Source organism: Limosilactobacillus secundus (assembly GCF_020784695.1).
GTDB lineage: Bacteria > Bacillota > Bacilli > Lactobacillales > Lactobacillaceae > Limosilactobacillus > Limosilactobacillus reuteri_F.
Map to the genome: position 1 here is coordinate 159529 of NZ_JAJGUA010000034.1, position 15259 is coordinate 174787.

A 15259-nucleotide genomic window follows, 5' to 3' on the forward strand; every position below is an offset into this window, starting at 1 on the left:
TTAAAAGAGAATAGAAGTGTTAGATGATTATTTATCGATAGTTAAGAGAAAGGCTTTAGAGTCAAAACTTGTAATGTGCCGTAGTATAAAAGAGTGTATGGTATAATTATCTTATTATAATTATCATTTTGATGATAAAATGTTGCAGGAATAAATAATTTTTGGGGAGGAATTATTATTGACAGTTCATATTACTAACCTTTATGGATTCAATTTGAAAAGTACAGCGCAAATTGCCCAACATCAAATTGCCAGAATAGCCTGTGATCAGTTAGGATTTAAAGAATTGGGGATATATTGTTACGATAGTTCACAAGAATCGTTGCCTCATTTAAAAGCACGGTTTGATGGAATAATTGCTTCAGTAGCAATTGGTGATACAGTTATTTTTCAATCACCAAGTTGGAATCCGATTGAGTGGGATCAAGCTTTCATTGACCATCTTGCTCCTTATAATGTTAAAAAAATTATTTTTATCCATGATATTCTCCCATTGATGTTTGAATCAAATCGTTACCTAATGCCACAATTTATTAACTACTATAATAAAGCTGATTTAATTATTGCGCCTTCTCAGCCAATGGTCGATTTCCTCCGTGCAAATGGTTTAATGGTCGAAAAAGTGGTGCTGCAGCATATGTGGGATCATTGTGCTAGCGTCGATTTTACGGTAACACCAAAAAATACAGGGGTAATTAATTTAGCAGGTAATCTTGAGAAGTTCCAGTTGGTCGGTCATTGGGATTACCCAGATAATCCCTTATATGCCTTTACTAAGGTGATTGATGTTGCACCGACAGATAATATTAAGTTTATGGGTTGGCAATCAGACCCCGTCTTGCTGTCAAACCTCCGGCATAATGGTGGTTTTGGTTTAGTATGGTCAAATGAGCCATATTGGAAAAACTACATGCATCTTAACGCTAACCATAAACTAAGTACTTACTTGGCAGCTGGCTTGCCCGTTATTGTTAATGAAAATATTGCAGAGAGTGAAACAATATTACGTAAAGGCTTAGGAATTGTGGCTGACAACTTAGATGAAGCTATCGAAAAAGTACAAAACTTAAGTAATAGCGATTATAATAAAATGGTAAAACAAGTTAATAACTTTGCTGGATTAGTTCGTAATGGTTATTTCGCTAAAAAAGCATTAACGGAAGCAATATTTAAATTACATTATCAATAAAAAGCTGATGAGGAAAAAGTGACACAGAAAATACAATTAGATAACTTATTAAAACGATTAGGTGCTACATTATTTATCCTGGTCATTTATATTTTAGGCTGTACAATCCCACTGCCACTGGTTAATGTTTCGACAACTTTTAGGCAAGTATTAGCTAATAGTTCAATCGGAATCATGAGCTTTATGAGTGGGGGTAACTTACAACGATTATCGTTATTTTCAGTTGGGCTGAACCCCTTAATGATTTCAATGATGATTATTCAGTTACTAACGATGATGCGCTTATTCTACTTTGATACATTGTCAATAAAACAGATGATGCGAATCCAGCAATGGTTAACTTTAATTTTTGCAATTATTCAATCGCTAGCCTTTACCTTAATGTTAAAACTTACGACAAATTTATTTACGAGTTTGGTAGTAACAATAATGTTAACTGCTGGGAGTTTATTTGTAGTATGGTTGGGAAATATGAATACTCAATTTGGTATTGGTGGAACAATAACGATTATCCTTTTTAACATTATTTCTGGTACCCTTCCTAATTTATTAGCATCAATTGGAAAAATAGTGAGCCAGTCTTATGGATATCTGTGGTTGGCATTGGTAGTGCTTGCAAGCTTTGGACTTTTAATTTTTTGGATTGCTTTTAATCGTGCTTATTATCCAATTAAGATGGTTAATACAATGATGAGCAGTCATGATAAGCCGATAATTCTTCCACTAGGTCTTAATATGGGAGCGATGATGACCTACATGGTTGGGATGTCATTGTTAATGCTTCCAACGCTATTAGCAAACGTTTTAGGTCCACAGTCTTTATTTGCTAACCCTTATTTTGAAATTGTACTTAGTGGAATATTAGCTTTTGCACTATTTTACTTCTTTACGTTTGTACAATTTGATCCTAAAGAACAGGCCAAAACAATGTTACATAATAATAATTACATTATTGGTATTCGTCCTGGTGAACCGACGAAAAAATATTTACAACGTTTAGTAATTCACATATCTTTTTTTGGTGCGCTTTTGAATGCTATTCAATTAAGCTTTGGTTTATTAGGTTCGCGCATTCTGGGGGATTTTGCTGGATTAGCAATTTTGCCAATGAATATTATAATGATTGTAATGTTTATGCAGGGAATAAAAGATCAATTATTAATGTTATTGTTCCCATTAAGATACGCACGTTTAATAAAGGATGAGTGATGATGGATTATTTAGTTCCTGCTTGGCATGAGTTGCTAGAAGATTGGGCTCATACTATTCCTAAACTTGAATTTGATGATGCAGTTAGTCATATCAAAGTATTTCAAACTAACCAAAAGCCCTTTTCACTAATAATTACTGATTATCAGCCACAATTATCAACCAAATTAAATCAACTAACGATCTCACCAGCACAAATTTTTAGTACTTTTGATTATCTACAAGGAGTTCATCATGTTGATAGTCAAATTGTTGATTACCGTGATTTCAATTGGCCAACTGGAGCTTACTATGATTTTACAAACTTTCGAATAATCGTTATGGTCAAAGAAAATCCTTATGCCAAAGTAACCTTTGATACACAAGGTAAAATCCTTTGGGTGGACTATCTGGAAAAGGATAAGATAAGTCGGCGCTTATTACTTGATAGTCGCGGCTTTATTTCGCGAGAAGAATTATTTGAAAATGGTCAGCCATATCAATATATTTATTATGACGAACAGGGATATTGGCGCTTTAAACACGATGTAAAATCTGATCGGGTTGAAATTAATAAGCGTTTTTCAGAATTAACAGATTATCTACATTATGAGCATTTAAATGATTTACTTGAGGAAATTATTACTAAGTATGTGTTAAGCAAATTTGATATAAACCAAGATAATTTAATTATCACGATGGATGATCAAGCAGTGATCGACCAAAAAACTTATCTGCCTTATCAGCCCGTCTTTTCTTTGAGTCGTTGGCATAGGTATCATGAAAGTCTTGATGAACTTAAAAGTCAAGAATTAAATTTGGTTGCGGATAATAATGAAACAAAGAATAATATAAAAAAACAAACTAATATAGATGCAGCAATAATTCCACTGTTTCAGTCCCGTTTTAATTTGGGTCATAGTCAACGCTCAGATCAAGAGCAAATAGGACTTTTTATTGAGTCAATGACCAAGGATGAGGTGGATAAAGTATTGGAATTGCTTTATCAGCGATTACTAAAGAACCCTAAAACGACAGCATTGACGTTGTTGAGCTATAGCACTGAAAAATTGCAGCAATCTCAACAAGCTCTTGAAAACTTGAAAGAAAACCATCAGGGTGAGTTTGTCTTAGCTAATGAGGAACAAAATGAAGTTGAAGAAATTTTAACGAAGCAAATTGATATTCCTAAACTAACTATTGGTACAAAAAGAATTAGCACTCCTGCTGAAGCTGGGCGGCAATTAGACTCTTTACGGATCTTAATTGACTGGGGAAACCAATTGGACGAATTCTTACAGATTTCGGCTGTTAGTACAGGTATTCCGCAAATATATCGGCAACCAAATAGTCAAATTAAAAATTACCAAAATGGTTTGATTTGTCCACAACTTTCTGATATCAATAAGGGATTAGACTACTATTTAGGGAATCTTAAGCATTGGAATGAAGCTCTTATTTATAATGTTCAATTGATGAATCAATTATCAGCGGCAGAATTACAAAAGAAGTGGGAAAAAGTTTTAACGAAGTGAGGTGAATCTTCATGAATGTCTTGCAGTTAGGCGCACAAAACTGGGCAGATAAATACAAAATTCCAAATGGAATAACATGGACCTATAATACTTATCCTCAAGTAGGAACAAAGCAATTTGATTTAGTAATAATTACAGAAGGCGTCCAATTAGAAGATGATTTGTGGAGTAAACTCCAATGGCAAGTTCCTCCTTATTGTGTTTTGTACTCTCCATTTGCTGAAAAGAACCTTAATGAAGCTGGCTTAAATTTTATTAAATGTCAAGAAGCTCGTCAGATTGTTGAAGAACCTCAAGAGCTAATTGATCAAATGCCAATTAGATTTTTTCATGGTCAATCCGGTGCACGGTTTGCACCTACTAAATTATTATTAAATAAGTCAGAGGGAATATTCATGGATGATGGTCACCTCAGTTTAACAGTTGATGCTAATGAGTGGACTAGCTTGGGCAGCTATCAGCAAAACATTTATATTGATCCTCAACGGTTATTTAAATTTAGTCTTGAATATAATCGGCAAACTAATGTTAAAGTTCGTTTACGAGTTATTGTTCAGCCAGGTGCAGGAGATGGCAATCCTAAAGACCAATATCTCCTTGATTTTTCGAAGAATAATGAAGAACAAGAACTACCAATTAAATTAGAAGATGCTCCACGATTTGTTAACGTTAGTATTGAGGTGCTTGGAAAAGGAAGTTTAACATTAGGTGTTTTGCATGCACGTTGGTCGCGAAGAGATTATGGTGAATTTCTTACAGGGGGGAAACGTCTTGTTGATCCGGTAACTGGCGAAGATATTGCATATTACTTTAATCCGGGTGATTTGCGACCACCACTACATGTTTATTTTTCTGGGGCGCGTAGATTAGAGGGGTTTGAAGCATATCCTCTATTTAGGCGTAATCATACTCCAGCCTTACTGTTTACGGATCCGCGCTTAGCAGTTGGACAGTTTTATACGGGTGCGGCGATTGAAGGTCAAATCAAAGCCACAATTAGTAAAACGTTGAGGAAATTAGGCTTTAGTCGTCAACAATTAGTATTGAATGGGATTTCAATGGGGACATATCCGGCAATTAAACTTGGAGTTCAATTATCTCCTTATGCAATTAACGTTGCCAAACCAACTGTTAATTTAGGGCAAGTTGCTTTACGAGCCCGTCTAGAACGACCAGATGAATTCGATACAATCTTTGATATCGATCGCCAATTGGTATCGTCTTTAACCTCTGAGCAACTTGAGCAATTAGATACAAAGTTTTGGAAGTTAATGAATCAAACTGACTTAACTAAGACACGAATATATGTTGGGTATATGAAAAATGATGATTATGATAATTTGGCAATAAAAAGAATGCAGGAAAACGCGGCCATTCAAAACGCACGCTTGTTTGTTAGCAAGGGCTTTCCAGGACGGCATAATGATAATAATGCAGTTGTTCAATGGTTTGTTAGTCGCCTTGCGGAAATAAATAATGCTTTTGGACGAGGAGAATAAAAATGCAATATTTTGTTAATCAAGGCTATTGGGAACCAACAAATGCTTATTCTGCAGGGTCAAATATTAGGATTAATCCAGATTACAGCGTATCATTCCATAACTCACTAATGGCTCCCGGAAAAACAATCATGAGCTGGAAGTCTACAAATTCATATCAGGCCACTAAATTGGTTCCACAGTTACCAATTCTCCGTAATAATCATAAATACCGTTTAAGCGTAAATGCAAAAGCCGAACCGATTTATTCATTAATTATTCGGTTAACCTTTTTTGACGCGCAAGAACACGAAATTGATCATGTCGAATTTCAGCAACGGTCAATTGAATTTGTTTATCCCCCCGAAGCTGTGCAGTATCGACTAGAATTGATTAATAATGGACTTACTGATTTAACTTTTCAACGGTTTGAAATTTGTGATGCATCACTTCCGGTTAGTGTTCATGAGGATGTGTGGTTTCATAAAATAATAAATGAGGATGTAAAAGGAAAACTTAATTTGCTTTTAATCGCTGATAATAAAAGAGTTCGTAAAACATATCCAGCTTTAAAAAAATATGAAGACTATAAAATACAGCCGATTAGTGTTGCGTGGCAATCATCAGCTGATGTAGTAGCGATTTTAAAACAATGGTTAATTTCTAATCGAACCTATGATGCCAATGTTATTAGTACTAATCCTAAGTTAGATCAAGCAGTATTGGAATTAAAGATGGAGCTTTCCACAATCAATGCGGTCATTACTAATCAGACTGATCCACACTCACAGATTGCCGATGTAATTTATCCATTATTGCCAGCAACTACTTGGAGTTCCCCAGTATTAGTTAATCCAGACTGGCCAATTATCTTTTCGATCATTCAAGAAATAAATTCAAAAGAGGGATAAGATATGACGCACCCCAATTTTAGGTTACAAAAAGTAAAACATATCCTTGCTAAAGTAAATGCATTAACCGCTGAAATGCGAGCGATGAGTGATGAAGAATTGCAGGCTCAGACACAAGTTTTAAAAAAAGAATTAGCTAATGGTAAAACTGTTGATGATATTTTACCGCGTGCATTTGCGACCATTCGGGAAGCAGACTATCGTATTTTAGGAATGTTTCCATATGATGTACAAGTTATGGGGGCAATTGTCTTAAATCAAGGTAATATTGCGGAAATGAAGACGGGGGAAGGAAAGACTTTAACAGCGACGATGCCTTTATATTTGAATGCTTTAACTGGGAAAGGAGTTTTCTTATTAACTCCCAATAATTACTTAGCACAACGGGATAAAGAACAATTACAGCCAGTTTATGAGTGGTTAGGGTTAACGGTTAGTCTCGGCTTTGAGACCGATGATCAAGAAAAGAAGACGACGCCGGAGGTTAAGCGGAGTTGGTATAATGCAGACATTACTTATACAACTGCTAGTAGTTTAGCATTTGACTACTTGTTTAATAATCTTGCTACCCGGCGCGAAGATCAATATTTACGGCCATTTAACTATGTAATCATTGATGAAGTTGACGCAATTTTACTTGATGAAGCGACTTCACCTTTTGTGGTATCAAGTATGCCAATGGTTCAATCCAATTTATATCAGTTAGCGGATGCTTTTATTCATATTTTACAGCCTAAGATTGACTATAAATTGAATGAAGATCATGATGCGGTATGGCTGACTCTTCATGGAATCCAACGTGCAGAACGTTTTTTCCGTATACCAGATCTTTTTATAAGCGAATATCGGGAAATTTATCGTCATATTATCCTTGCCTTACGAGCTCACTTTATTATGGAAAATGGTCATGATTATTTAGTTAGTGAAGGGAAAGTTGTTTTACTTGATGAGGCAAATGGGCGACTGAAAAAAGGAGTAAAGGTCAGTACAGGGGTGCATCAAGCAATTGAAGCAAAAGAACACGTTGACCTTACGCCTAACCAACAAGTGGCGGCATCAATTACCTTTCCTAGTCTGTTTGGTTTGTTTAATAAAATCGCTGGAATGAGTGGAACCGCCAAAAGCGATGAGCAAGAGTTTTTTGAAGTGTATAAGATGCGAGTTATCCAAATTCCGACTCGCAAAAAGGTAATTCGTAGAGATTATCCAGAGCAAATTTATTTAACAACTCGTCAAAAGTTAATTCATGCCCTTGATGAGACAATTGAGCTTCATAAAGCAGGGCGTCCGGTTTTATTAGTGGCTGGTTCGGTAGAAAATTCAGAAATTATTTCTGAATTATTATTAGACCGTGGTATCTCTCATAATGTTTTAAATGCGTTTAATGTCGCCCGAGAAGCTGATATTGTAAAAGATGCTGGACAAAAAGGGGCGGTGACTGTTGCTACCAACATGGCTGGTCGTGGAACAGATATTAAACTTGGTGAAGAGGTGAAAAAATTAGGTGGTCTTGCCGTAATTGGGACAGAAATGCTACCAGCGCGAGTAAAGATGCAGTTGGCAGGACGTGCTGGTCGGCAAGGTGATCCGGGTACAAGTAAATTTTATATCTCTCTAGAGGACGGTTATCTCGCCAAAAATAGTACAAAACGGTTCAAAAATTATTATCGTCGGTTACGAAAGAAAAAAACTGATAAGCAGTTGCGTAGCCCACGTTTAAAAATGAGCATTACGATGTTGAATGATCGGGTAGCTGCTAATCAGCAAATGGCACGCAGCAACATTAATAAGAATGAAATTGCATTAAAAATTCAGCGTAAGTATCTTTATGATCAGCGTGATCAGTTAATGAGAACCGCGCATTTAGAAACAGAAGTTGGAAAATGGTTAAGCAGAGGGATTTCGCTTTACCTTGATGAAAAAGGAGAATGGACTGCCCTAGGATTACGGCATTTAATGAATCAACATTTTACTTATGATGTTGTGGATTTGCCGGATGATCTAGAATTAAACCACAAAAAAATACAAATTTATTTAGAACATTTTTGCCAAAAGAAGCTAGAACAAAAGGCCCAAGTGTTAATCAATAATGAACAATTAAACCAATTTTATCGTTCAGCTTTATTAAATGCGCTTGATAGTAGTTGGACTGATCAAATGGCTTATTTATCCAAATTGTCAACAATTGTTCAACCATGGGCAACCGCCCAACGAAATCCCCAATTTATGTACCAAGAAAAAGCTTATCAAGCATTTGAAAAAATGTTTGATACTGTCGCTAAAAAAGTAGTTGATAATTTAATGCTAAGTACTATTAGATTGGATAAAGATAATCATTTAATTGTTAACTTTAGTTGATGATGGAGGAAAGTATGACTGTATATAATATTAATTTAGGGATTGGCTGGGCCAGTAGTGGTGTCGAGTATGCTCAGTCATATCGTGCACAAGCCTTTCGTAATCTTAACATTTCAGCAAAGTTTGTTTTTTCGGACTTGATTTTAGGAAATAATATTGCTGATCTAACTGCTAATCTAGGTTTTAATGATGATCAGATCATCTGGCTTTACAACTTTTTCACTGATATTAAAATTGCTCCATCAACCTTTTTACTCGATACTTTCGTTAAGCAAAACCATCTTGAGCAGCGAAAGTTTGTTCTTCAGTCCGATAATGGCACGAAAGAGTTACAATATAAATCTGAAAAAGAAAAGCTCACGATCGCACTGCGCTACAACAATCGCGAGAAAAGAACAATTGACCAGGTCACTTATATTTTTAACAATCGACTAATAAAACGTGATTTCTATTCGTATACAAAATATGCTACAGAATATTATTCTGGGGAAGCGAAGGATAATCAGGTGGTTTTTCGGGAATTTTATAATGAAGATGGGACGGTTGCGTATACCCAACACTTGGATGGGGATGGTTACGAATTATTTGAATTTCCTGATCAAAACTATTATTCAAAAACTGATCTTTATCGCGAAATGATCCGGAAATTGAATTTTAAAGCTGATGATATAATTATTCTTGATCGAATGGATGAAGATAAGCAATTAGTTAATGGTCAATTGATTTTTGAACATCATTTACCAGCAAAACTGGTTATCCCTGTGCATGCTGACCACTACGACAAGCATTATACAAATGATCAGCAAGTATTATGGAATAATTTTTATGAATATCAATTCATGCATTATCAAGATGTAGCTGCTTATGTCGTTGCGACTGATCGACAACGTGACTTGCTAGCTAGTCAGCAAAAACATTTTAACCACGCTAAACCACAAATCAATACTATCCCAGTTGGTAGTTTGGAACACTTGGTAAAGCCGGAAGAGACCCGCAGAACACATTCTTTAATCACTGCTTCTCGATTAGCCAACGAAAAACATATTGATTGGGTAATTAGAGCAACTATTGCGGCACATAAAAGTATTTCTGATCTAACCTTGGATATTTATGGTGAGGGTGGTGAACGAAGTCGGTTGCAAGACTTGATCACAAAAAATAATGCTGATTCCTATATTAAATTAATGGGGCAACATGATTTAAAAAATGTTTACCAAAAGTATGAAACCTATATTGCAGGCTCAACTAGCGAAGGCTTTGGGCTAAGTTTAATGGAAGCGGTTGGTTCAGGTTTATCGATGATTGGGTTTGATGTTCCCTATGGTAACCAGACTTTCATTGTAGATCAACAAAATGGTTACTTATTGCCATATACTGAAGATTGGAGTAATTCACGTAAAGAACAATTACTAGCCGAAGCAATTGTTAAAAACTTTACTGAAGCGGACTTAACATCTTTCCATGAAAAATCATATTCATTAGCGGAGTCGTATTTGACTGAGAATGTTGCTAAACAATGGCAGCAACTGATAGGGGAGTTACAGCATGCTTAATTTATTTGATAACTTTGATCAAGCCTCATTTGATTTTCTTCGCTCTCAACGAACTGCTCAGATTAAAATCCCGACCGTAGTAATTAATGATGATGGCTTCTTACCACCTGAAGTTGAGTCACCAATCAAGCATTGGGGTAACTATAACGTAAATAGAAAGCCCTTATATTTTGACCATCTTTCCTTACCTCGTTACTGGCGAATTTTGAGCACGGCAAACCAGGGGCAGATATATGATCTTGATAAGAAACGGGCTGATATTATATACCAAGCTACTGATAATACTCGGCAAGTAAAAGAAGTGCGTTGGTTGAATAATAATGGTAAAGTTAGCTGGATTGATCATTATAATCGTTATGGTTATCGTTTTGCCCAAACTTATTACCGAAATGAACAGCCAGCATGGCGAAAATATTACGATAAAAAGAACCGGGTTTTTCTTGAATGGAATCTTATCGCTGGTGATTTCTTTTTAGATGTTGATGGAGACCACCATTTTCCATCATTAACTGAACTTGTTAGATATTATCTTCAGACGCGTCACTTTAAGCTCGATCATATTTTGTATAATACTTTAAACCAAGGGCTAAGTGTCTCGTTGAACTTACCGACTGATGGTAGTGATACTTTATTTTGGCATGAACCGCTAATCGGGGATGAATTGCCGGGTAACATGAAATTCTTAATGGAGAATAATACACGGACTAAACATATTATTTTCCAACGATACATAGATTGGCAACGAATTGGCGCTAACCTAAAAAATAATCACGTTGACTTTGGATTCCTCGGGACTATCTACCCGCATCCACGGGCTAATCAGTTGCGTCCACAAGCTTTGATTCTTACTAATTCGGATGAGATAGTTGAATTATCAACGCTTATCAAGAGTTTGCCTAGTATTAAGTTTCATATTGCAGCTGTTACTGAAATGTCGGGTAAATTACTCGCATACCAACAATATGAAAATGTCGAATTATATCCTAATGTCAGTTCAGCCCGGGTTAAACAGTTAATTGCGGATTGTGATATTTATTTAGATATTAATCGTCAGAATGAAATTTTGGATGCTGTTCGTGGTGCTTTTGAGCAAAATATGCTAATTGTCGGTTTTGATGAAACGCTCCATGAACCACAGTTTGTTACTCCTCAAAATACGTTTAAAGTAAATGAAGTCCAGAAAATGAGTAGGCATATTATGACAGCCTTGCTGAAGCCGTCATTGATGAAGGAGCTTATCGATACACAACGTCAATTAGCTAGTGAAGTTAGTGTCCAAGATTACCAAAGAATGATTGGAGCCTTGCAAAGTGAATAAAAAAGAAGATCATGATCAACCACAATCGCTCATTCAACAAGATGCTTTGAAACGTTTAGAAAAAGTAGAAGAAGAAAAGCGACAACCTTATAAAAAGAAAAAAGAGCCAATTAACTTTCGTTCCGTCTTAATGACTTTACTTTTAATTTTAGTTGTTGGAATGATGCTAATAGGATATTTTATTCATTAGTAAAAAGATTAAGAAGCGAAAATTTGCTTTTTGATCTTTTTGAATGAAATGCATATGTTTAATAAATTAATACTCCACTAAAAATTTATTTATTTTGAAGAAGCAGAAGAGTAAAATCGATGATAAATAATGATTTTGCTTATCAGTAGATTGATACATAAGTTGATAATCTAGAGGGGAGTTATCTATGGCAAAAAACAATAAAGGACAAGAAGACAAAAGTAAAGTAAAATTATATAAAACTAAACATGGATGGTTTAGTGCGTTAACACGTTTCTTTAAATTATTTTCTTTTAGATCAAAGAAAGAAGTTAGGACAACTGATTTTAATGATTTAGATTCATTAAAGAATATGCATACTTCTGACACGGCGGATGCCTATAAAAAAGGGACAGCAACGGTTGCAACCTTACTAGGAATTGGAGCAATTGGAGTAGCTAATCCGACAGAAGTTCATGCGGCTACTACTACCGTTGATCAAAGTTCTCAAGTAGTCGGCTCTGGTTTAATATCTACTAGTACTTCAACGTCAAGTAGTATATCGACTAGTCAATCAAAGACTTCTACAAGCGAATCAACAACAAGTACCTCAAATATTAACTCTGGCTCAACATCAGGTAGTACCTCAGTCAGCCAATCAAATGCTTCTATAAGTGAATCGACAACTAGTACTTTAAATGTTAGCTCTGGTTCAACATCGACTAGCTCTTCCGTCGCAACTTCACAATCAGCATCAACTAGTACTGGTTTAACTTCATCTAGTATAAGTGGTTCGCTTACTAATAGTAATACTTCATTATCTTCTAATGATGATTTTGAAACATTCACAAAGGAAGCTTCTAATAGTACTGTCTTATCAGCAAATCAAAATCTTTCATTACGAACAACGACTGAGAATATTACTAATGGGACGATTGCATTATTTAATTCTAGTTTTATTCAAACGAACGCAACTGAAGAAAAAGGTACCGTTAATGTAAGTACTGCCGATGAGTTTATTAATGCTATTAAAAATAGCAATATTAGTACTATCAAATTAACGGCTAATATTGATTTAGGGAACTCAGATATAGGGGATTGTAAAATTACGCCACATAATTTTACAATTGATGGAAGTAATGGAACTGGCAAATATGAACTAAATATTGGAAATAACTGTATTTTGCTTCACAATAATACTTCAACACAATATACGACGATCATTAAATCTGTAAAACTTTATACTGCTAATCAACGTGGTGGATTTGCCATGACTAACTCAGTCTTTATGACTAAAGGTGCTGAGTATACATTAATTTATGATGATGTAGATGCTACAGGTGGAACTGCTGTTTTTGCAGATACAAATGCTGGCTTAAAAGTATTTGAAGTTCGTGGAAATACGACTATTAATGGTGTGAATTCGTATCAGTATAATGGAAACACTTATACAACTGAAAAATCTGACGTTGATGGGTACCAAACTTTAATTTATAGCGGAAATGATTTAAAAATTGATGATGGTGCTAGTCTAATTATTAATAATAGTATTACACCATTTGATATTGCTATGTTAGGTAATCATATCGAGCATGTTGTATCAGTTGGTAACAATGCTAATTTGACAATAAATAATACTTATAACTATAGAGGCATATGGCCATGGTATTATGTTGCAAATATTGCGTTAACTAAGGGTACTGCTAGTTTTGTTGCTGGTGAAAACTCAAATATTAATTTGAATACTAGTGGTACAAATATTTACTTCCTCAAGGGCTCCGATAATACTGCTACCTTTAATCAAGGAACGAATGCTACATTGTCAGGTAATCGTAACTTCTACTTTGGTAATTCCGACAATACTGTTAATATTAATAATCCCGCTCATTTAACTTTAAATACAACAACTGGTACTACTTATTCTTCAAATTCTGCAAATGTTACGATAAACGCTAATAATACTAACGTGATTGTAACAAATGATGGAACAACAATAGAATCGAATTACTTTGCAAATAATCAAAGTACTGTTAACGGTACCAGTTATACAATTGGCGCCACTACTGGTGAACAAAATAGTGGTAATGCACCAGTTCAAATGGTGATGGCAGACATTAATCAGAATGGAACCACCAGAGTTGAATATACCAGTGGTTCAGAACATTCAGAAAGTATATCTCGTTCGATAAGTACATCAGGAAGTATTTCTACATCAATTAAAGACAGCATTTCAAATAGTACAAGTCGATCAGTATCAACATCGCTCAGTCAAAGGGAGAGTGTATCAACGTCACTTAGCCAGAGCGAGAGTGCGTCAACGTCGTTGAGTCAAAGCGAAAGTGCTTCGACATCATTGAGTCAGAGTGAAAGTGCCTCGACATCACTTAGTCAGAGTGAAAGTGCCTCAACCTCGTTGAGTCAAAGTGAGAGTGCGTCAACTTCACTCAGCCAGAGCGAAAGTACTTCGACATCGTTGAGCCAAAGTGAGAGTGCCTCAACGTCACTTAGTCAAAGTGAGAGTGCATCGACATCCTTAAGTCAGAGCGAAAGTACGTCAACATCGTTGAGTCAAAGTGAAAGTGCCTCAACTTCACTCAGCCAGAGTGAAAGTACTTCGACATCGTTGAGTCAAAGTGAAAGTGCTTCAACTTCACTCAGCCAGAGCGAAAGTACTTCGACATCGTTGAGTCAAAGTGAAAGTGCATCAACTTCACTCAGCCAGAGTGAAAGTACTTCGACATCGTTGAGTCAAAGTGAAAGTGCCTCAACTTCACTCAGCCAGAGCGAAAGTACTTCGACATCGTTGAGTCAAAGTGAAAGTGCTTCAACGTCACTCAGCCAGAGTGAAAGTACTTCGACCTCATTGAGTCAGAGCGAAAGTGCATCAACATCACTGAGCCAAAGTGAAAGTGCATCAACATCACTGAGTCAGAGTGAGAGTGCCTCGACCTCACTTAGTCAGAGTGAAAGTGCCTCAACATCGTTGAGCCAAAGCGAAAGTGCCTCGACCTCATTGAGTCAAAGTGAAAGTGCCTTAACCTCGTTGAGTCAAAGTGAAAGTGCATCAACTTCACTCAGCCAGAGTGAAAGTGCGTCAACTTCACTCAGCCAGAGCGAAAGTACTTCGACATCGTTGAGTCAAAGTGAAAGTGCGTCAACGTCACTTAGCCAGAGCGAAAGTGCCTCGACCTCGTTGAGCCAAAGTGAGAGTGCATCGACATCACTTAGTCAAAGCGAAAGTGCGTCAACGTCACTTAGCCAGAGCGAAAGTGCCTCGACATCCTTAAGTCAGAGCGAAAGTACGTCAACCTCGTTGAGTCAGAGTGAGAGTGCCTCGACCTCACTTAGTCAAAGTGAAAGTGCCTCAACTTCACTCAGCCAGAGTGAAAGTGCGTCAACCTCACTTAGTCAAAGCGAAAGTGCCTCAACGTCGTTGAGTCAGAGCGAAAGTGCGTCAACCTCATTGAGTCAGAGTGAGAGTGCTTCAACTTCACTCAGCCAGAGTGAAAGTACTTCGACATCCTTAAGTCAGAGTGAAAGTGCCTCAACTTCACTGAGCC

At 36.3% G+C, this 15259-nt stretch carries 10 protein-coding genes; all 10 read left to right on the forward strand.

Going from position 1 to position 15259, the window contains the following annotated elements; translation table 11 throughout:
* Window positions 1-178: 178 nt before the first annotated feature.
* Window positions 179-1189 carry a sugar transferase gene (locus LMB57_RS06265; RefSeq protein ID WP_229270952.1) on the forward strand — a complete coding sequence of 337 codons (1011 nt, stop codon included), beginning with the start codon at window positions 179-181 and terminating at the stop codon, window positions 1187-1189.
* An 18-nt stretch (window positions 1190-1207) separates the two neighbouring features.
* Window positions 1208-2398 (forward strand): accessory Sec system protein translocase subunit SecY2, encoded by a 1191-nt coding sequence (gene secY2 / locus LMB57_RS06270; protein ID WP_229270953.1) that lies wholly within the window; start codon window positions 1208-1210, stop codon window positions 2396-2398.
* A gap of 2 nt (window positions 2399-2400) precedes the next feature.
* A complete protein-coding gene (gene asp1 / locus LMB57_RS06275) occupies window positions 2401-3912 on the forward strand; it encodes an accessory Sec system protein Asp1 (protein WP_229270954.1) in 1512 nt (503 codons plus the stop codon).
* A gap of 11 nt (window positions 3913-3923) precedes the next feature.
* Complete coding sequence (gene asp2, locus LMB57_RS06280) at window positions 3924-5411, forward strand: accessory Sec system protein Asp2 (RefSeq protein WP_229270955.1); 1488 nt, start codon at window positions 3924-3926, stop codon at window positions 5409-5411.
* A 2-nt stretch (window positions 5412-5413) separates the two neighbouring features.
* Window positions 5414-6301, forward strand: a complete 888-nt coding sequence (gene asp3, locus LMB57_RS06285; RefSeq protein ID WP_229270956.1) for an accessory Sec system protein Asp3 — start codon at window positions 5414-5416, stop codon at window positions 6299-6301.
* A gap of 3 nt (window positions 6302-6304) precedes the next feature.
* The gene (secA2, locus tag LMB57_RS06290; protein ID WP_229270957.1) at window positions 6305-8659 is read left to right on the forward strand and encodes an accessory Sec system translocase SecA2; all 2355 of its coding nucleotides are present in this window, start codon (window positions 6305-6307) and stop codon (window positions 8657-8659) included.
* 14 nt (window positions 8660-8673) lie between these two features.
* Complete coding sequence (gene gtfA / locus LMB57_RS06295) at window positions 8674-10212, forward strand: accessory Sec system glycosyltransferase GtfA (RefSeq protein WP_229270958.1); 1539 nt, start codon at window positions 8674-8676, stop codon at window positions 10210-10212.
* Window positions 10205-11530 (forward strand): accessory Sec system glycosylation chaperone GtfB, encoded by a 1326-nt coding sequence (gtfB, locus tag LMB57_RS06300; protein WP_229278134.1) that lies wholly within the window; start codon window positions 10205-10207, stop codon window positions 11528-11530. The genes gtfA and gtfB overlap by 8 nt, the downstream gene beginning before the upstream one ends.
* A complete protein-coding gene (locus tag LMB57_RS06305; protein ID WP_229270960.1) occupies window positions 11523-11720 on the forward strand; it encodes a hypothetical protein in 198 nt (65 codons plus the stop codon). The genes gtfB and LMB57_RS06305 overlap by 8 nt, the downstream gene beginning before the upstream one ends.
* Before the next feature lie 187 nt (window positions 11721-11907).
* The coding region (locus LMB57_RS06310) for a serine-rich glycoprotein adhesin (RefSeq protein ID WP_229278135.1) at window positions 11908-15259 on the forward strand (3352 nt) is incomplete at its 3' end.

What these genes read in the sequence shown, in the direction of transcription:
- asp1 (WP_229270954.1), top strand. Translation starts at nt 2,401, where the DNA reads ATGGATTATTTAGTTCCTGCTTGGCATGAGTTGCTAGAAGATTGGGCT.
- asp2 (WP_229270955.1), top strand. Translation starts at nt 3,924, where the DNA reads ATGAATGTCTTGCAGTTAGGCGCACAAAACTGGGCAGATAAATACAAA.
- asp3 (WP_229270956.1), top strand. Translation starts at nt 5,414, where the DNA reads ATGCAATATTTTGTTAATCAAGGCTATTGGGAACCAACAAATGCTTAT.
- secA2 (WP_229270957.1), top strand. Translation starts at nt 6,305, where the DNA reads ATGACGCACCCCAATTTTAGGTTACAAAAAGTAAAACATATCCTTGCT.
- gtfA (WP_229270958.1), top strand. Translation starts at nt 8,674, where the DNA reads ATGACTGTATATAATATTAATTTAGGGATTGGCTGGGCCAGTAGTGGT.
- gtfB (WP_229278134.1), top strand. Translation starts at nt 10,205, where the DNA reads ATGCTTAATTTATTTGATAACTTTGATCAAGCCTCATTTGATTTTCTT.